Origin of the sequence: Nocardia sp. NPDC006630 (assembly GCF_040611495.1) — a bacterium.
Classification (GTDB): domain Bacteria; phylum Actinomycetota; class Actinomycetes; order Mycobacteriales; family Mycobacteriaceae; genus Nocardia.
This window is the reverse complement of record NZ_JBEXOK010000007.1, coordinates 107,731-125,749: the sequence shown is the minus strand read 5'-3', so window position 1 is coordinate 125,749 and position 18,019 is coordinate 107,731. Positions and strand designations below refer to the sequence as shown.

Here is an 18,019-nt window from a genome sequence, read left to right as displayed (position 1 = left end):
GATGATCCATTCCGCCCGAAGGCTTTTCGCCGCCACCGCCGTCGCCTCCGCGGCATTGCTCGCAGTCACCGCGTGCGGGTCCGCCAACCAGACGCCCAATTCCGCACCTGCCGACAAGGTGCTGCATCTGTCATTCCTGCAGGACCCGGGTCAGCCGCCGGACCCGGACGTGTACTACGCCGGGCAGGGCCTGCTGCTGACCACCAACCTGTACGAGGGTCTGCTGCAGTACGCGCCGGGTACCGACAAGGCGCAGCTGCAACCGCTGCTGGCCACCGCGTGGACCGCTTCACCGGACAACAAGGTCTTCACCTTCACACTGCGGCAGGGTGTGAAATTCCACGACGGCACCCCGTTCACCTCGGCGGCGATCAAGACGTCGTTCGATCGCCGGCTCGCGGTGAATCAGGGCCCGGCGTACATGGTGTCGGACATCGATTCTGTTACTACACAGGGTGATTACGCCGCCACCATCACCCTGAAGGCGCCCAATGCGGTCTTCCTGGACTATCTCGCCTCGCCCTACGGGCCGCGCATGCTCAGCCCGACAGGTCTGGCCGCCAATGCCGGCAAGGACAATGACCAGGCGTATCTCACCACACACGATCTGGGCACCGGGCCGTACACGCTGACCGACGCTCAGGTCGGATCCCATTACGGTATGGCCTCTTTCGGCGACTACTGGGGCCCCAAGCCGTACTTCACCACCGTGGATCTGCCGGTGATCACCGACACTTCGGCGCAGCAGCTGCAATTCAACAATGGGCAGCTGGCCGCGGTTCTGCACGACCTGCCGTCCTCCGCGGTGTCGTCGTACATCGGCAATTCCAAGTTCGCGAATTACTCACTGCCCACGATGATGTCGAACTACTTCTACGTGAACCCGCACAAGGGCATGTTCACCAACCAGGCCGCACGCGTCGCGCTGACCCAGGCGATCGATGTGCAGCAGATCGTGCAGCAGACCTACTTCGGTCGCGGCAAGGCCGCCGATCAGGTCTTCCCGCCGAATATGATGACGGCGGATTTCGCGAAACAGACTATCCCGCACGACACTTCGGCTCTGAAGAGAATCGTCGACAGTCTGCCCGCCGATCAGAAGACGGTCACCGTCGGATACGACTCCAGCAACCCTGACAACCAGCTCGTCGGCAATCTGATCCAGACCCAGCTCGCCACGGTCGGCATTACCGCAAAGGTGCAGGGCTACCCCACTTCTCAGATCTACGGCTGGCCCGGTACCGCCGCGGCCGATGCGCCCGAGATGCTGCTGCTGGCGGGTTGGCCGGACGCCCCCTCCCCGTACACCTGGGGCCACATCAACTTCGACCCCGACGGCGGCCTGAACTACCTGAACTGCTCCTCGCCCGACGTCACGTCCTCGCTGGCCAAGGGCCGCGAATCCGGTGCGTCGGACGTCTTCTCGACCGCGGCCGCCCAGGCCTCGGCGACCGGCTGCTGGCTCAATATCGCCGATGTCAACGACTTCATGGTCGCGCAGCCGTGGCTCAAGGGGGTGGCCGAGTCGCATGTCGTCTCCGAGCCGAACTCGCTGCGGATCGCCGGATTGTCGGTGGGCTGAACCATGACCGGATTGGTACGCCGCATCGTCCTGCTGACCCTCGGATGGGAGGACCTCCCCAAATCCATTTCGGTGCACGGCGCTCCGGCCCACGAGCGCCTGCGTGAGCCCACACCGGGCGTGCTGTTGCAGACCGACGGCGGCTGGGTGCTGCTCGATACCGGATTCAATACCGCCCTGATCCGCGACCCGGCGCTGTACCGCCGGTTCTACCCGAGCGTGGAATACATTCCGGTGCTGCCCGGTCCGGGTGAGCCGATCGAGGAATCGCTGCACGACATCGGAATCGACATCGACGACATTCACGCCGTCGCCGTCAGTCATCTGCACCACGACCATGCCGGCGGCCTGAAGCTGTTCGCGGGCAAGGTGCCGGTGCACGCGCAGCGCATCGAGCTGGAGTACGGGCTGTCGAATCATCCTGAGCCGGAACATCATGCGATGGCACGGGTGGACTTCGACGATCCGCGCATCGAATGGCAGCTCGCCGACGGTGAGGCCGAGATCGCGCCCGGCATCACCGCGGTCCCGACCTACGGCCATACGCCCGGGCACCAGAGCTTCGTGGTGGAGCTCGATCCGTCGGTGGGCGGCGGTGGCTTCGTATTCGCTTTCGACGCAGCCGATCTCACCGAGAATATCGAGCACGAGCTGGCCATCGGCGGTTACGTCGGGGTCAGCCACGAGGACACCATCGAGCCGATCCGCCGGCTCAAGAAGCTGGCCGCCGACAAGGGCTATCCGCTCATTCCCGGTCACGATCCGCACGCCTGGCCGGAGTGGACGCATCACTTCCACGAGCGGTTCCCCGGATGACGGCGCAGGAGGCGGGCACGCCGGTGCGCATGGCGGAGTGCGCGGGACTGTGGCAGCGCACCCTGCTGGTCGATACCGACGGTTCGCAGGACCTGACCACGGATGTGCGCTGGCTGCAGGGCCTGACCCGCTTCGTCGACTTACGCAGGCCGGCACCGCGACCGGATTTCAGCGGGGTGCGCTGCGCCTCGGAACTGACCGATCAGCAGCGCGGCTGGCTGCGCATGCAGGACGGCTTCGCGGGCGAGCTCACCCAGTACGACGACGTCTTCCATTGGCAGCGGCACCTCGAATTACAGCCACCCGGACCGCATCCCGACGAAGGACGGATGAGCTACGCCGCCGGGGTACTGGTCGAAATCGGTGTGCACGCCGACTATTTCGAGCACTGGACCCGCGATGCACCGGCCCGGGACTGCTGGGCCATGGATCTGGAATCACCCGCCGGAGCTCGCGCGCTGCTGCTGCGGGTCGATGATCACTTCGGGTGGGCACGGCGTGATTCCGAAGGCGGCGTGGAGCTTTCGCTCGGCTCGGTATCCGCGGGCTGGATCATCGGCGATTCGGCGCTGCCGTACCGGGAGCAGCAGTCGCTCACGCCGCGCTGGGCCGACGGTGATCGAAACACACTGCACACCAATGACATCGACGCAGACGGCGCTCCGCTGACCTGGGAGTGGCTGGTTCGCTATACGGAAGGAAGCGTGACGTTATGAATAAGGCCACCTCGTTCACTTCGGTCCCGGTGATCGACGTCAGCGGGCTGCGATCCGACCATGCGGCGGACCGGTTGGCGGTAGCCAATGAAATCGGCAAGGCCGCACGCGAAGTCGGGTTCTTCTACATCAGCGGAACCGGCGTCGATCCCGCGCTCTTCGACGGACTGCTGGACGCCACCGAATCCTTCTTCGCCCTGCCGCTGCAGGAGAAGATGCGCTCGTATATCGGCCTGTCCCAATGCCATCGCGGCTATGTACCCACCGGCGAAGAGGGGTCCGATGAGGGTGTCCCGGATCTGAAGGAGGCCTTCGACACCGCGCTCGATCTGCCCGCCGACGATCCGGACCACCTCGCCGGCAATCCCATGCTCGGCCCCAATGTCTGGCCTGCGCTCCCGGGTTTCGCCGAGACCGTCACGGCCTACTACCAGGCCGTACTGGATATCGGCAGGCAGTTGCTGTGGGCCTTCGCCGTCACCCTCGGTGAAGATCCGGACACCTTCCTGCGCTACGCCACCAAGACCCCGAGCCAGCTCCGCCTCATCCACTACCCCTACAACCCCGCCAATGAAGACGCCATCGGCATCGGCGCGCACAGCGATTTCGAATGCTTCACCCTGCTCAAGCCGACCGCCCCGGGCCTGGAAGTCCTCAATGGCGCGGGCGATTGGATCGATGTCCCGCCGATTCCGGACACCTTCGTCATCAATATCGGCGACATGCTCGAACTGTGGACCAACGGCGAATTCGTCGCCACCACCCACCGCGTGCGCAAGGTGAAGGAGGAGCGCTACTCCTTCCCGCTCTTCTTCAATGTGGACTACGACACCGTCGTCCAGCCGCTCCCGCAATTCACCTCCTCCGATCGCCCGCAACGTGAGCCCCTCCGCGCCGGCGAACACCTCTTCGCCCAAACCGCCCAGATCTTCCGCTACCTCAGAACCCGCCTGGAAAGCGGCGACCTCGCACTCCCCGACGGCTCACTCCCGGTCGGCTCCTTCGGCCAGGAGGCCCGCCAACGCGCCTGACCGCGAGCCGACGCCATGCCGGTGTTCGAGGACACCGGCGACTTCGACGACATCCTGCTGGATGCGATGACCAACCTGCTGCGGGCCGTCGCCGCGAATCCCGAATCGTGGCGCTTGCTCTTCCTGCCCGCCGATGACGCCCCCGCCCCGGTCCGCACACGCTTCGACACCGGACGGCGGTTCGCCCTCGAACAGCTCACCGCGCTCCTGGAGTGGGGTCGCGATCGCCGCCCGGGTCTGGCCGAACTGGACCTGGAACTGACCGCGATCTCACTGCTGGCCATCGGCGAGCAGGCCGGGCGCATGGTGCTCTCGCAGCCGGATCGCTTCACCCCGGAACGCTATCGGGCCTTCGCCCGCGGACTCCTCGGCACGATGTCGGCTCCTTCCGGCTCGTGAGCGGTCTGCCCTTGTCAGATCGGAATGGCCGGGTCAGCGCGCCGCTTCGTACGTGCTCTTCGGAGTCGGAATCAGTTGGTAGTCGGTGACATCGAAGGTGGGGGTGAGTTCCGGGTCGTGCCGGGCGCTGTCGGTGCGCACGATGCCGCGCAGCAGCAACCACTGGTCGTCCGGGATCACCTCCGGCATTCCGGCCAGATGCACCAGCGCGTATTGGGCGTCGGCGACGCAGCAGGTGATGACGACCTTGGCGAGATCGGCCTCCGCGGCGCCCGGGCGATCGTATTCGAGATCCTTTGGCCGGACGACGAATCCGCTGATGGTCACCTCCCTGCCGTCGAGGGAATGAGTGGAGTCCTGCAGTGCCCGCTGGACCAGTTCGACCACCGGCACGGCCGGTGCGTCGCCGGGAGGCAGTGGTGGGAACGGGTGCTGCCTGGGCAGCGCCGAGGCCGCGTCGCCGGTGATGGCCTGGACCGGTGAGCTGGTCTGTACGCCGTTCGCGCCCAGGGCGGGCGGGGCAATGAACAGCAGGGCCGCAATCGGCATGAGCAGCAGCCACTGTGCTCGGCCGGTGCCGTGCTCGTGTTCGTCGTGCTCATCGGGTGCGGCGCCGCGGCGGATATCGCGAACGATGGCCACCAGGGCCAGCAGAATGAATCCGGCCGCGCTCACCAGCAGGTACGGATGCAGGCTCGGTTTCACATAGCGGGCGTAACTGCCGTCGAGCGTGATCCACAGGACCGCGCCGCCGATGAGCAGCAGCACCAGATTCTGCGCTTCCCGCTTCATCGGGCCCCTCCGAGGAATACGTAGCCGGCAATGCTGCCGCAGACAATGGCCACCCCGAAGGTCAAGGGCGCGAATCGGAGTGCGAAGCCGCGACCGAAACTGCCCGCCTGCATGGCGAAGAGCTTCACATCCACCGCCGGGCCCACCACCAGGAATACCAGTCGCGGCAGCAGCGGCAGGGTCGACATGCTCGAGGCGACGAAGGCGTCCGCCTCCGAACACAGCGCGAGCACGATCGCCAGCACCGCCATGACCAGGATCGCGATCACCATCTGCCCGGCCAATTGCTGATACCAGGCGGGCGGCACCAGCACATGCAACGCCGCCGCGGCGGCCGCGCCGAGCACCAGAAAAGCACCGGCCTGCAGCAGATCGTGCCGCGCGGCCTCGGTGAAGACCTCCCACCGGGTGCGCCCGGCCGCGCAGTGGTCGTGCCCGCGCTCGCGCGGCCGCATCCACTCCGGACGGCCGATGCGCGACCACACCAGACCCATCACGATCGCCGTCGCGAGGGACCCGGTGAACCGCGCGGCCACCATTCCCGGTTCGCCCGGAAACGCCACCGCCGTCGCGATCAGCACCACCGGATTGGTCGCGGGCGCCGACAGCATGAACGCCAGCGCGACCGACCCCGGCGCGCCCTGATCGGTCAGCCGCCGGGCCACCGGCACCACGCCGCACTCACATCCCGGCAGGGCCATCCCCGCCAGTCCGGCCACTCCGATCGCCGCGGATTCATTGTGCGGCAGTATCTTTCGCAGCAGCGCGGGAGAGACGAAAGCCGCGATGGCCCCGCTGACCACCACCCCGAGCGCCAGAAACGGCACCGCCTGGATGAAGACTCCCGAGAAGATCGTGACCGCCGTCTGCAACCGGGCGGACGCGCCCACCGCATGCGCCAGCGGCGCCTGCAGCAGCAGCCCGACAATGAGCAGCACCACCAGCGCATAGGTCGAAGAAACCTTCGTCCGCACAATATTCAGAGCATTCGGCGCGACCACCCGCCCATCCTGTCAGCCGCTCCCCGAACCACCTGCGCGACGGACCGGCCATATAGTGCCTTTCGTCGATATTGTCTGAATTGTTTGTGCTGGACGGGGTGGGGATGACGATCGAGACTGCGGCGTCGGCGGAGAGTGCCGGGCCGGAAGAGGTTGCGGCGAAACGCCGTTGGTGGTGGCCGCTGATCGCGCTGCTGGTTGCGGCTCTGGTGGGCGCTTCCTCGGCGGCCGGGTGGTGGTTTTTCGGGCGGACACACACCTCAGCGGAAGCGGCCGCCCATGCCGAGCTGCAATCTGCGCAGTTGGCGCTGATCAATGCTCCCGGAGCGCATTACACCGGACAGCTCCACAGGCTGCTGATCGATCCATTCGGGCGCCGGGGGGCAGCGTAATCTGCGTCCCCCGGTGCCCGAAGTCGCACTGCGGCCTGTCAGGCCACGGTCCACTGGCCGGTGCGGTCGGACATGCCACTGTCCATTCCGAACTGCACCTTGGCGATTGTCGCGTCCACCGGAACCTGGAAGACCAGGAAACCGAGCGCATTGTCACCCGGAGCGATGGTCAGCGTGGTGCCGAAATTCGGTCCGGCCGAGGTATCGGCGTAGGTGAGCGAAGCGGCGAAGGTCTGACCCTGACTGTCGACCACCTTCGCGCCGTTGGACGGCGCATCGTCGTATGCGGCGGCGCCGGTGTTCGCAATCCGGAATTGCACTGCGTAGTAACGCTTTCCGGGAGGCAGAGCGTCCACGTCATCCCCAGCCGTCGGTGCGTCGATCACCTGCACCACCGTCACATCGGCCTTGGTGCCGCTCACGATGCCCTTCAAGCCGATGGTGTCCCCGACCTTCGCCGGCGCGGTCTGCGCCGCGGCCGGACCACCCGAATTCGCTTTGGTGACAACAGCATCCCCGGACGACGGACCACAACCGGTCACAGCGACCGACACCGCGAGCGCCCCCAGCAGAGCAATGGAGCAACGGCGCACATACTTCATTCTGAATTTCTCCCCTTCAATGTGCCATTGTGGCAACACATCTTGATCGCGGGGAAAGATCATCGTGTTAATCGCCGGTGGTCGAGGACCTGTATCGCAGCGGATCTGACTGCGTCACAGCGGGTTTGCTTGCACGAACTCGTAAGCGTAGGACACCAGGCCGTCGCCGATCTTTCGCGTGTCGACCAGACGCAGCGGCTTCCGGTCGCCGGTCTCGCCGAAGAGACGCAGGCCGGTTCCCAGTACGACCGGGAAAACGACCAGACGCAGTTCATCGGCCAGGTTGTGTTCGATCAGTGTGCGCGCGAGCCGATAGCTGCCGTAGACCAGGATCTCGCCGTCCACCTTCCGCTTCAGCTCCGAAATCTCCTTTACCGCATCGCCATTGAGGACGGTGGTGTTGCGCCACTGCGGATGTTCGAGAGTCGACGATACGACATACTTGGGGAGGCTGTTCATCCTCGCCGCCCACTCGCGGCCGACGCGGACCTCCATCTCCGGCGCCCGGGACGCGAACCACTCGAAGCTCCGCCTGCCCAGCAGCAGTGCCTCGGCGCCCAGCGCTTCCCTGGTCTCATTGGCGGTCCAGTCTTCGAGGTCCCCGACGCCGACGAACTGGTGGAACCAGCCGCCCAGCTCGAAACCTTCCGCGCCGTCCGGATCCTGGACCACTCCATCGAGAGTGACATTTGTGCTGAGAACGATCTTTCCCATTTCCGTGCTCCTTTGACAGTGCTGTCGGCTAACACTGGTATCGACGCCGGGGCAACTGAAAAGGAGGCGCGGTGTGACCGCCCCTTTCGCGCTTCGGCCGGCGTCCATATGGCATGGGACTGCACACAGGGAATGAGGTGACGGGCGTGGAGTCGGCGCGAACGGATCTGATGTCGAGGGCGCGGGCGGGCGACGGCGAGGCATTCCGGGCGCTGACCGAGCCACACCGCCGCGAGCTACAGGTGCACTGCTACCGAATGCTCGGATCGTTCCAGGACGCCGAGGACGCGCTCCAGGACACGATGCTCGCCGCGTGGCGCGGCCTCGACCGGTTCGACGGGCGCGCCGCCCTGCGCACCTGGCTGTACCGCATCGCCACCAACCGGTGCCTGGACGCGCTGCGCTCCGCTCGCCGGCGGCCCGCACAACAGTGGGACAGCCCGGGATTCGAGCCACCTGAACCCAATGGATTCGGCGAAATCCATTGGCTCGAGCCCTATCCCGACGCACTCCTGGACGGCGCGATCAATGTGCCGCTCGGCCCGGAGGCGCGCTACGAGCAGGCCGAATCCATTTCCCTGGCCTTCGTGACCGCCCTGCAGATCCTGCCGCCCCGCCAGCTCGCCGTCCTCATCCTGCGCGACGTCCTCGGATTCCACGCGAACGAGGTAGCCGAAATGCTGGACACGACAGTCGAATCGGTCAAGAGCGCCCTCAAACGCGCACGTGCGGGACTGGACCGACGACTGCCGATGACTCGTGACCAGCCGCCCACCCGCGACTCACCCGCCGAGGATGCGATCGTGGCGAAGTTCGTCAGCGCCTACGAGGCCGCTGATATCGACGCGCTGGTGGCCCTGCTGACCGACGACGCCTTCATGTCGATGCCACCGATCCCACTCGAATACCACGGCCGAGACAGCGTGGCCCGCTTCTGCGCCTTCGTCTTCGCCACGGCACAGCGCTTCGAACTGGTCCCGACACGAGCCAACGCCCAACCGGCACTGGGCGTCTACCGGCACACCCCGACCGGCATCCACGGCGCCGGCCTGTTCGTCCTCACCCTCACCGACGACCGAATCGCCGCCATAACCCGCTTCGAAAGCACTGTCCTCCCCACATTCGGCCTGCCGCAATCGCTTCCGAGTGCGCGGTAGATCTGCACTGCGCCATCCGGGACATTCTTACTTGAGCGGACTATCGTCAGCGATGAGTTTCGGTCACCCGCCCCGTCGGTACTGACGAGGGCACACGTACCTCGGATCACCTCCATGGCGAAGAAGGACACAATGAAACTCGACGACTCCGCACGCCAACTCATCGCTGCCGAGCCCGCGACGCTGGTCACGGTCAATCGCGACGGCAGCCCGCAGGTCAGCCTGGTCTGGATGGCGGTGCGGCGCACGGCCGACGGCGACGATGAGCTGGTCACCGCGCATTTGGCGGAACATCAGAAGGTCCACAATATCCGGCGCGACAGCCGGGTTGCCGTGACCTTCGTATCGACCGACCGCACTACGCTGCAGCCCCCGTATCTGTCGATCAAAGGCACCGCACACATCGAGGAGGGCGGCGCGCCCGAACTGCTGGACGAGATCGCCACCGCACTGCTGGGGCCGGGCACCGGTTTCCCGCCGCCCGGTGCGCCGGCGGGATACCTCACCCACATCACCATCGAGCACATCGGTGGTGTCGGGCCCTGGGCATCCTAGGACGCTACGGACCGTGCTGACCTCCGGCTTATATCGCTTGCGGTAGCGGCCGGAGGTGCCGCACAATGGCCGCCGATGCCAGGACCTGCGGAAATCCGGAACAAGCGAGCCGTGTGCACACGGCTGCGCTCGAGGACGTGCGGCGACTGGGTGGAGCGAATTCAGCGAACGGGTGGTTCATGTTCGATGTGATCATTGCCGGGTGCGGGCCGACCGGTGCGATGCTGGCCGCCGAACTGCGGCTGCATGATGTGCGGGTACTCGTGCTGGAGAAGGAAACCGGGCACGCGTCGTCGTTCGTCCGCATAGTCAGTCTGCATATTCGCAGTCTCGAGCTGATGGCGATGCGCGGACTGCTGGACCGCCTGCTCGAACGCGGCCGGCAGCGCCCGGTCGGCGGCATTTTCGCCGCCATCCCCAAACCCGCGCCCGCGGGCCTGGATTCCGCGTACGCCTATCTGCTGGGCATCCCGCAGCCCGTCGTCAATCAGCTGCTCGAAGAACATGCGATCGAGCTGGGTGCCCAGGTCCGGCACGGTTGTGCGGTAACAGGTTTCGAGCAGAACGACGAGGGTGTGACCGTCGAGCTGGCCGACGGGGAGCGGCTGCGGTCGCGTTTTCTCGTCGGCTGCGACGGTGCGCGCAGTACCGTGCGCAAGCTGCTCGGCGTCGGCTTCCCCGGCGAGCCCTCGCGGAACGACACGCTGATGGGCGAGATGGAACTGGGTGCGCCGCAGGAGCAGATCGCCGCCAAGGTGGCCGAAATCAGCGCCACCGATAGGCGATTCAGCATCAGACCCTTCGGCGAAGGCGTCTACAGCGTGGTACTCCCCGCCGAGGGAGTCAGCGAGGATCGCTCGGAGCCGCCCACCCTCGAGGATTTCACACGGCAGTTGCGCGCCCTCGCCGGAACCGATTTCGGCGCGCACTCCCCACGCGGTTTGTCCCGCTTCGGCGATGCCACCCGGCTGGTCGAGCATTACCGGGTCGGGCGGGTGCTGCTGGCCGGCGATGCGGCGCACATCCACCCGCCGGCCGGCGGCCAGGGCCTCAATCTGGGCGTTCAGGACGCGGTCAACCTCGGCTGGAAACTGGCCGGACAGCTCCAGGGCTGGGCACCGGAATCCTTGCTGGACAGCTACCAGAGCGAACGTCATCCGGTCGCCGCGGACGTCCTGGACAATACCCGCGCCCAGGTCCAACTCTCGTCCACCGAACCGGGCGCGCAGGCCGTGCGCAGGCTGCTCACCGAATTGATGGACTTCGAGGAGGTGAACCGCTCTCTGACCGAGAAGATCACCGCGACCGCCATCCGCTACGACTTCGGCGCGGGCCCCGGCCTGCTCGGTCGCCGACTGCCCGATATCGACCTGAAACAGGGCCGCCTCTACGACCGGTTACGCCGGGGCCGCGGCCTGGTCATCGACCGCACCGAGCGTCTGACCGCCGGCGGCTGGTCGGACCGAGTGGACCTCATCGCGGATCCCACTGCGGCACTGGATGTTCCGGCACTCCTGCTCCGGCCCGACGGATATGTCGCCTGGATCGGTGACGACCAGCAGGACCTGAACGACCACCTCGGCCGCTGGTTCGGCAAGCCCGCCAACTGATTTCGAGTAGTTACCGGGCGCCGGCGTTCAGTGCTGTTCGGCGAAGTCGTGGATGAGCGCACCGGTCGCGCCGGGCTCCTCGATCATGGGGGTGTGACCGCAGTCGAGAGATTCGATCCGGACATGCGGGACTCGGCGGTAGTCCTGGAAGGACGAGGCCTGCCATCGCCGGTCGTGGGCCCCGAAGAGCACCAGGGTCGGCAGGCCGAGGTCGGTGAGCCGGTCCGGTTCGGGACGGTCCCGCAGATAGGCATCCGATGCGTCGGAGGTCGCGGTGAGACTGCGGTAGGTCATGCCCCGGACGTCGGCGACAATCTGGTCGGGAATCGGCACATCGATGGTGAATGCGGTGCTGAGGGACACCCGGATCGCGGCGTCCGGGAGCAAGGGCCACAGGGGTTGCCCAATCGCCGGGACGGACAGCAGTACCCCGGCCGGACCGTTGTCGGTGAATGCGTCCAGCCGTGGGCCGGTATCGATCAATGCCAGTGCCGTCACCAGGTCGTGGCGCTGTTCGGCCAGTGCGGTGGCCACGTAGCCGCCCGTGGAATGCCCGACGACAATCGCGGCCCGCACGCCGAGTTCATCGAGCACGGCCCCGACTCGGCGGGCTTGTTCGGCCATGCTGTAACCGCTATCCGGTTTAGCCGATTTGCCGTGTCCGAGTAGGTCGATCCGCACTACGTACTGATCTTGCAATTCGGGCATCACCTGGTCCCACCAGGCGGTCGATCCGGCCAGGCCGTGCAGCAGCACCACCGCGTGGGCGCTCGGCACTCCACTGGCGACGACGTGGATATCGCCCTCCGGCAGGTGCACCATCTGCTCCTGGGAATCGTCCGCCGACGCGTTCGCGGCATTCGCCGAATTGCCGGTGAGCAGAGCTGCCCACACCGCGACGATCAGCAGCCCGGTGCGGCGCCGCCGACTCGATGGTGTTGCGGCGGAGGTGGTCTCATCCATGGTGTTCCTTCGGTCGATCGGTGATGCGACCACACTCCCAGACGACCCCGGGCGCTGTATTGAAGAAATGTCAGCCTCCACCGAAGCGCTGAACCACTCCTACAATCGGCAGGTGGCCTGGGAAATTGCACGACCGTCGCGCGCATCCGCACTGCACGGTGTCGATATGGCGGGATTCCGCATTCACGGCGACGGCCCGGCGCAGCTGCGCGCCATTCCCCATCCGGCCGTCACCGTGGTGGTCGAGTTCGGTGATCGCTGCTTCGACGTCCGCGACTCGGAGGGCCGAAGTCATTCGGGCAGTTTGGCTCTCGGCCTCGGCAGTAGTCCGTCCCCGGTACGGGTGGAAGCCATCGAGTGCGTGCAGGTGCGCCTGTCACCGACGACCGCATCCGCCATCCTCGGATTCCCGCACGCCGAATTGAGCGGGAAACTCGTCGGACTCGAAGATATTTGGGGTCGCGATGCCCTCCGCCTTCGCGAACGTCTACACGAAAGCCGAAGCTGGCCGGAACGATTCGCACGGGTCGATACGATGCTGTCGGCGCGGTTGCGCGAGGACCACCGCGTCGATCCCGAGATCGCCTGGGCCTGGCACCAAATCACCCTCAGCCGCGGCCGATTGCGCGTCGAGCACCTTGCCGCCCGAGTCGGATGGAGTCGCCAGCGACTGTGGTCCCGCTTCACCGCCCAGATCGGCCTGACGCCCAAACGCGCCGCCATGCTGGTCCGTTTCGACCACGCCGTCCACCGCCTGGTCCTGGGCCATCCACCCGCCCAGGTCGCCGCCGACAGCGGTTACGCCGACCAATCCCACCTCTACCGCGACGTCCGCGATTTCACCGGCACGCCGCTCACCTCCGCCACCGGCGAACCCTGGCTCGCGGTGGACGACAGAGCCTGGCCGTCGAGTACAAAACGCTAGCGGCGGTGCAGGGTGACGGGGAGGGCCGAGGGTGAGAGGACGAAGTCCCGATTCGAGGCTCTGACTTTGTATTTGGCGTCGGGGGTGGGGCGCCAGCGGGTGAAGAGGGCGGCCGACGCCAGGGCTATTTCGAGCATGGCGAAGTGGTCGCCGAGGCAACGGCGGCGGCCTACGCCGAAGGAGAGGCTGGCTTTCTTCGCGACGTCGTCGGATCGGCCCGGGGACCAGCGGGCCGGGTCGAAGGCTTCCGGATTGGGGAAGTTGCGGGGGTCGTGCTGAACCATGTAAGGGCTGAACATGATTGCGTCACCGGCGGGGATGGTGAGGGTTCCGAGGACGAGGTCCTCGGTGGCGTTGGCGGCGCTGATCCACGGGCCCCAGAAGCGAATGGTCTCCGCCACCACCTGTTTCAGGTAGGGCAGTGAGTCCAGGTGGTCCGGCCGTACCGGTTCCGAACCGATGACGGCGTCGAGTTCCGCGTAGAGCCGCTCGGCGACCTCCGGATGCCGCATGACCTCGTGCCAGAGCCAGCCCGCCAGGGACGCCATCGATCCGACGCCACCGGCGAGCATAAGAATCGCCTCGTCGATAATGTGCGCATCGGAGAGCGTCGCGCCGGTCTCACTGTCGGTGTGGCGGATGAGCGCCGACACCACATCATTGAAATCCTCGTCGCGGCGGCGGTATTCGGTGATCACCGCGCCCACGGCGGTGCGCAGATGATGCGCCTTGGTCTGCCAGCGATGATTGGCGATGACGCGCAGGCGGCGCACCTGCGGGGGCAGCGCGGTGCGCAGGATGACCTGGCTGAGCAACCACGGCACATTGTCGCGGATCTCGCGGCGCGCGGCATTGCCGAAATCGGCTTGGAACAGTGTGGAGGACACGGTGTCCAGGACCAGCCCGTGCGCCTCGTCCATGAGATTCACCCGGTCACCGGTCGCGAGCCCCGCCGACCAGGCGTTCGCGATATCGGCTGCCGATTGCGAGTATTCGGCCAGCCGGCTCTGCCGCAGCGCCGGCGAGATCATTCTGCGGCGCAGCTTGTGCTCCTCGCCGCGCAGCACATTGACCGAGCCGCCCGCGACATCCTCGATGGCCTCGCGCAGATCCTCTCGGTCGAATTCGGCCTCGCTCAGCTGGACTTCCCGCACCAGCTCGGGGGTGGTGAGCAGGTATCCGGTCTTGCTGCCGAAGCGAATTCGCACGATCGGCCCGAGTTCGGGCAGCGATTTCACGAATCCCGGCGCGTCCTGCAGAGCGCGCAGGCTGTGGCCCAGCACCGGCAATTGCCCCGGTGCGGTGGGTATTTCGGCCAGCGTACGAGGCAGCGCCGGTGCAGGATGGTGCGCGCCGGCCTCGATCGCCCGCAGGTACACCTCCAGCACCTCATCGATATGCCGGGACTGGTGCGCCGATGCTCCGCTCTCCCCCAGCACCTTTCGCATTCCCGCGAGTGCACTGCGATCGGCGGCGAGCTCCGAAATGGTCGCGGCCAGTGCGCCCACGGAAGAATCCGCGGCCAGCACACCACCACCCTCAGGCACCGTTTCGCCCAGCGCGGGATCGCTGTAGATGATGGGAAGTCCCACCGCGACGGCTTCCAGGAGCACCATGCCCTGGGTATCGAATCCGCTGGAGGGGAACAGCAGCGCATCCGCTACCGCCATGGCCTCCAGACACTCTCGCTGGGTGGTCCTGCCGTGCAACCGGATTCGACCGGCCAGTCGATGCGAGGCGATGAACCCCGCCGCGGCGCCGCGCAACTCACCATCGCCATAGATGTCCAGCTCGCAGTGCTCATTACGCTGCACCGCTTCGATCGCTTCGAGCAACCGCTTCTCGGCGGAGAGCCGACCGCACCACACCAGCCGCAGCGGGCCGTCAGATGAATTCTGCGGAGCCACAAGGTCTTCCAGCAGCGCATCGTCGACCCCATTGGAGACGACGCGCAGCGGCCGGGTCAGCCCGTGCGCCAGCAGCAGATCGGCGAAATGACGGGTCGGCGCGATCACCCGATCCGCCGCCTCCGCCTGCCCGGCAATGGTCCACCAGGCATGCCGCGCCGCACGGCTTTCCAGCAGCTGCGGCATGTGGTGCCGATGCGGTACGAAGCGGCCGTGCAGCAGGCGCAGCGCCAGTGCGGTCGGATACGGCGCCGGCGAGGTGCGTTCGATGAAGGCGTCGTCCCGGCTCTGCGCGGTGTGCACCAGCGGAATACGATGCCGCCGAGCGGCTTTCATCCCGGAGATGGCGACGCCGTAGGTGGTGTGGGTATGCACGATATCGATCGGGCCGCGCGCGGCGAATACGGCGTCGATCAGCGCGTCATTGCCTCTACTGGGCAGCACCACCGAGAACCCGTTCACCGCTGGTACGGAAAGCGATTGCAGCTGCACCACATTCGGGTCCGCGGATTCCGCGCCGGGCGCCGGCGCGACGAACAGGGTGACCTGGTGACCGGCACGTTCGAGTCCGTGGCGCAGCGAGTCGACGGCGGTTTGAACGCCGCCGAGCGTGGCCGGGTGGTAGTCCACGAACATCGCGATGTGCATCACCGACACTGTACTGATGCGGGGCGGTAACTGAAACGCCCACATTTCTATGGTCTGGACGGCATGCTGGGCAGCATCGAGTGTCGAAGCATCCCACCATCACAGTGCATCCCACCACGACAATGCATCCCACCAGTTCGACAATGCGTCCCACCGACTCGCTGAAAGAAGCCCCGTGCGAATAGCGATCCCCCTGACCGGAACCCGAGGGGACGTGCACCCGGTCGTGGCGCTCGGGCTCGAACTGCGGCGACGCGGTCACGACGTGCTGGTCGGCGCACCGCCCAATCTGGTCGAATTCGTCACCGCCGCCGGGCTGGCCGCCCGCCCGTGCGGACCCGATATCCAGCAGCTCTACAGCTCCGAGGCGGGTCAGCAGGCACTGGCCGCCGGAAATACGCTGCGGCTCATGCAATTGGTCGCCGGCCAGATGTCCGAGTACGCGGAGCAGATGAACAACGAGGTCATCGAGGTCTGCGCCGCGGCCGAGCTGATCGTGGCCAGCACCGTCACCGAGGACCGTGCCGGCTCGGTGGCCGAGGCGATGGGCGTACCGCTGGTCAGCCTGCACTACTTTCCGGCGCGGGCGAACAGCGCCTATCCGTTTCCGGGAGCCCTGCCACCGCAGTGGAATCCCCCGGCGCTGGTCAATCGCGCCACCTGGACGGTCGCGGAGAACCTGCGCCGCGTGGTTTTCATGCGCTACCTCAACGACCTGCGAACCACACTCGGCCTGCCGAAGACACTGACGAGTCCCGCCGCGGCGCTGGCGCGGGCACACGTCCCGGAAATCCAGATCTACGATCCGGCACTGGTTCCGGGACTGCCGGAGCAGTGGGACGATCGGCGGCCCTTCACCGGCTTCCTCACCCTCGACCATGCCACCCGCGCGGCGGTGGGCGAGCTGACCGACGATCACGAGGGCATCCTGTCCTGGATCGACGAGGGCGAACCACCGGTCTTCTTCGGCTTCGGCAGCATGCCCATACGCGATACGGCGGCCGTACTGGCCATGGTCGAGCAGGTGTCCGCCCGGCTCGGCGTGCGCGCCCTGATGAGCGCGGGCTGGAGCGATCTGGATGCCGCGACCTCCCGCGCCGGGAAACATGTCAAGATTGTCGGCCCGTTCGCCTACGACACCGTCTTTCCCCGATGCGCGGCCGCGGTGCATCACGGCGGTATCGGCACTCTGTTCGAGAGCCTGCGCGCCGGACTGCCGACCCTGGTGTGCTCGGTATCGTTCGAACAGCCCATGTGGGGCGGTCAGGTCGAGCGCCTGGGTCTCGGCGCGCATCTGCCGTTCACGCGACTCACGGCCGCGCGCATGGAGCAGGCCCTCGCACCGCTGCTGACGCCCGAACGCCGCACCCGGGTCACCGAATTCGCGAAGACACTGCGCACCGAGGGCACCGTGGCGCACGCCGCGGATCTCGTCGAGGCCGCCGCGAAATGACCGCACCGGCTGTCGCGGACACCTATGTCATGTTCCGCCGGTGCGCCCGGCGCACACTGCGCAGTCCGGATACGCTCATTATTTCGCTGACCATGCCGATCCTGGTCATGCTGCTGTTCACCTACGTCTTCGGGGGCGCGATCGACGTCGGCGGCCCGTATCTCAACTATGTGGTGCCAGGAATCATGCTGCTCTGCACGGGATTCGGCGCCTCCATCACCGCCACCAGCGTGTGCACCGATATGACGAAGGGCAGCGTCGATCGCTTCCGCACCCTGCCGATGTTCCGGCAGGCGCTCATGGCCGGGCATGTCACCGAGGGCGTCATCCGCACCATGGCGGCCATCGGTATCGCGGTAATAGTGTCGGTGCTACTGGGTTATCGTCCGCATGCCGGGCTGATCGGCTGTGTTGCGGCGGGCGCGGTCATCACCCTGTTCGTCCTGGCGATCACCTGGATCGCCGTCGCTCTCGGCATGGCCGTCGACAATCCTGAAGCGGCCGGCGGTCTGACCTACGCCATCACGTTCATCCCGTACGTCAGCAGCGCATTCGTCCGGACTTCCACCATGCCGAGCTGGATGCGCGGTTTCGCCGACCACCAGCCCGCGACGCCGATCGTGGATACGGTGCGCGGACTGCTGGACGCCAACGGGACCGGACACTGGGTCGCCGCGATCCTCTGGTGCGCGGGATTGGCGGCGATCGGCTTTTCCGGTGCGGCAACCATTTTCGCTCGATTGGCACACCACTGAG

General features: G+C 66.5%; 18 protein-coding genes. 12 read left to right on the top strand and 6 right to left on the bottom strand.

Annotated elements, in window-relative coordinates; translation table 11 throughout:
• Position 1 precedes the first annotated feature (1 nt).
• The 5 genes from ABZX86_RS21825 to ABZX86_RS21805 are packed head-to-tail and all read left to right on the top strand — an operon-like array spanning position 2 to position 4,544.
• On the top strand, positions 2-1,582 hold the full coding sequence (locus tag ABZX86_RS21825; protein ID WP_355126103.1) for an ABC transporter substrate-binding protein: 1,581 nt from the start codon (positions 2-4) through the stop codon (positions 1,580-1,582).
• A gap of 3 nt (positions 1,583-1,585) precedes the next feature.
• The gene (locus tag ABZX86_RS21820) at positions 1,586-2,398 is read left to right on the top strand and encodes an N-acyl homoserine lactonase family protein (RefSeq protein ID WP_327140593.1); all 813 of its coding nucleotides are present in this window, start codon (positions 1,586-1,588) and stop codon (positions 2,396-2,398) included.
• Entirely contained in the window at positions 2,395-3,114 is a 720-nt protein-coding gene (locus ABZX86_RS21815) for a hypothetical protein (protein ID WP_355126101.1), read from the top strand. The genes ABZX86_RS21820 and ABZX86_RS21815 overlap by 4 nt, the downstream gene beginning before the upstream one ends.
• Positions 3,111-4,145, top strand: coding sequence for a 2-oxoglutarate and iron-dependent oxygenase domain-containing protein (locus tag ABZX86_RS21810; RefSeq protein WP_355126099.1), 1,035 nt, complete (start codon positions 3,111-3,113; stop codon positions 4,143-4,145). The genes ABZX86_RS21815 and ABZX86_RS21810 overlap by 4 nt, the downstream gene beginning before the upstream one ends.
• A gap of 15 nt (positions 4,146-4,160) precedes the next feature.
• Positions 4,161-4,544 carry a hypothetical protein gene (locus ABZX86_RS21805; protein WP_355126097.1) on the top strand — a complete coding sequence of 128 codons (384 nt, stop codon included), beginning with the start codon at positions 4,161-4,163 and terminating at the stop codon, positions 4,542-4,544.
• A gap of 33 nt (positions 4,545-4,577) precedes the next feature.
• Here the strand turns inward: ABZX86_RS21805 and ABZX86_RS21800 are convergent, their stop codons facing one another.
• Both ABZX86_RS21800 and ABZX86_RS21795 read right to left on the bottom strand, forming a co-directional pair.
• Positions 4,578-5,336, bottom strand: a complete 759-nt coding sequence (locus tag ABZX86_RS21800; protein WP_355126095.1) for a TIGR03943 family protein — start codon at positions 5,334-5,336, stop codon at positions 4,578-4,580.
• On the bottom strand, positions 5,333-6,337 hold the full coding sequence (locus ABZX86_RS21795) for a permease (protein WP_355126093.1): 1,005 nt from the start codon (positions 6,335-6,337) through the stop codon (positions 5,333-5,335). Before ABZX86_RS21795 ends, ABZX86_RS21800 begins: the two co-directional genes overlap by 4 nt.
• A gap of 104 nt (positions 6,338-6,441) precedes the next feature.
• Here ABZX86_RS21795 and ABZX86_RS21790 point away from each other — a divergent pair, with 104 nt between their 5' ends.
• Positions 6,442-6,729: a hypothetical protein gene (locus ABZX86_RS21790; protein WP_355126091.1), complete on the top strand. Its 288-nt coding sequence runs from the start codon at positions 6,442-6,444 to the stop codon at positions 6,727-6,729.
• Positions 6,730-6,767: 38 nt separating this feature from the next.
• On the opposite strand, the gene ABZX86_RS21785 is transcribed toward ABZX86_RS21790, so the two are convergent.
• Positions 6,768-7,331, bottom strand: a complete 564-nt coding sequence (locus ABZX86_RS21785; RefSeq protein ID WP_355126089.1) for a DUF4352 domain-containing protein — start codon at positions 7,329-7,331, stop codon at positions 6,768-6,770.
• Positions 7,332-7,445: 114 nt separating this feature from the next.
• On the bottom strand, positions 7,446-8,045 hold the full coding sequence (locus ABZX86_RS21780; protein ID WP_355126087.1) for a dihydrofolate reductase family protein: 600 nt from the start codon (positions 8,043-8,045) through the stop codon (positions 7,446-7,448).
• Positions 8,046-8,191: 146 nt separating this feature from the next.
• On the opposite strand from ABZX86_RS21780, the gene ABZX86_RS21775 reads away from it, so the two are divergent.
• From ABZX86_RS21775 to ABZX86_RS21765, 3 genes are all read left to right on the top strand, one after another.
• Complete coding sequence (locus ABZX86_RS21775) at positions 8,192-9,202, top strand: sigma-70 family RNA polymerase sigma factor (RefSeq protein WP_355126085.1); 1,011 nt, start codon at positions 8,192-8,194, stop codon at positions 9,200-9,202.
• A gap of 132 nt (positions 9,203-9,334) precedes the next feature.
• Positions 9,335-9,757: a TIGR03618 family F420-dependent PPOX class oxidoreductase gene (locus ABZX86_RS21770; RefSeq protein WP_355126843.1), complete on the top strand. Its 423-nt coding sequence runs from the start codon at positions 9,335-9,337 to the stop codon at positions 9,755-9,757.
• A 179-nt stretch (positions 9,758-9,936) separates the two neighbouring features.
• Positions 9,937-11,367, top strand: a complete 1,431-nt coding sequence (locus tag ABZX86_RS21765; RefSeq protein ID WP_355126083.1) for an FAD-dependent monooxygenase — start codon at positions 9,937-9,939, stop codon at positions 11,365-11,367.
• 27 nt (positions 11,368-11,394) lie between these two features.
• Here ABZX86_RS21765 and ABZX86_RS21760 read toward each other — a convergent pair whose 3' ends face one another.
• Positions 11,395-12,330: an alpha/beta hydrolase gene (locus tag ABZX86_RS21760; RefSeq protein WP_355126081.1), complete on the bottom strand. Its 936-nt coding sequence runs from the start codon at positions 12,328-12,330 to the stop codon at positions 11,395-11,397.
• A gap of 112 nt (positions 12,331-12,442) precedes the next feature.
• On the opposite strand from ABZX86_RS21760, the gene ABZX86_RS21755 reads away from it, so the two are divergent.
• Complete coding sequence (locus tag ABZX86_RS21755; RefSeq protein WP_355126079.1) at positions 12,443-13,255, top strand: helix-turn-helix domain-containing protein; 813 nt, start codon at positions 12,443-12,445, stop codon at positions 13,253-13,255.
• Here ABZX86_RS21755 and ABZX86_RS21750 read toward each other — a convergent pair.
• Entirely contained in the window at positions 13,252-15,810 is a 2,559-nt protein-coding gene (locus ABZX86_RS21750; protein WP_355126077.1) for a cytochrome P450, read from the bottom strand. The genes ABZX86_RS21755 and ABZX86_RS21750 overlap by 4 nt on opposite strands.
• 175 nt (positions 15,811-15,985) lie before the next feature.
• Here ABZX86_RS21750 and ABZX86_RS21745 point away from each other — a divergent pair, with 175 nt between their 5' ends.
• Entirely contained in the window at positions 15,986-17,263 is a 1,278-nt protein-coding gene (locus tag ABZX86_RS21745) for a glycosyltransferase (protein WP_355126075.1), read from the top strand.
• Complete coding sequence (locus tag ABZX86_RS21740; protein ID WP_355126073.1) at positions 17,260-18,018, top strand: ABC transporter permease; 759 nt, start codon at positions 17,260-17,262, stop codon at positions 18,016-18,018. The genes ABZX86_RS21745 and ABZX86_RS21740 overlap by 4 nt, the downstream gene beginning before the upstream one ends.
• Position 18,019: the final 1 nt, after the last annotated feature.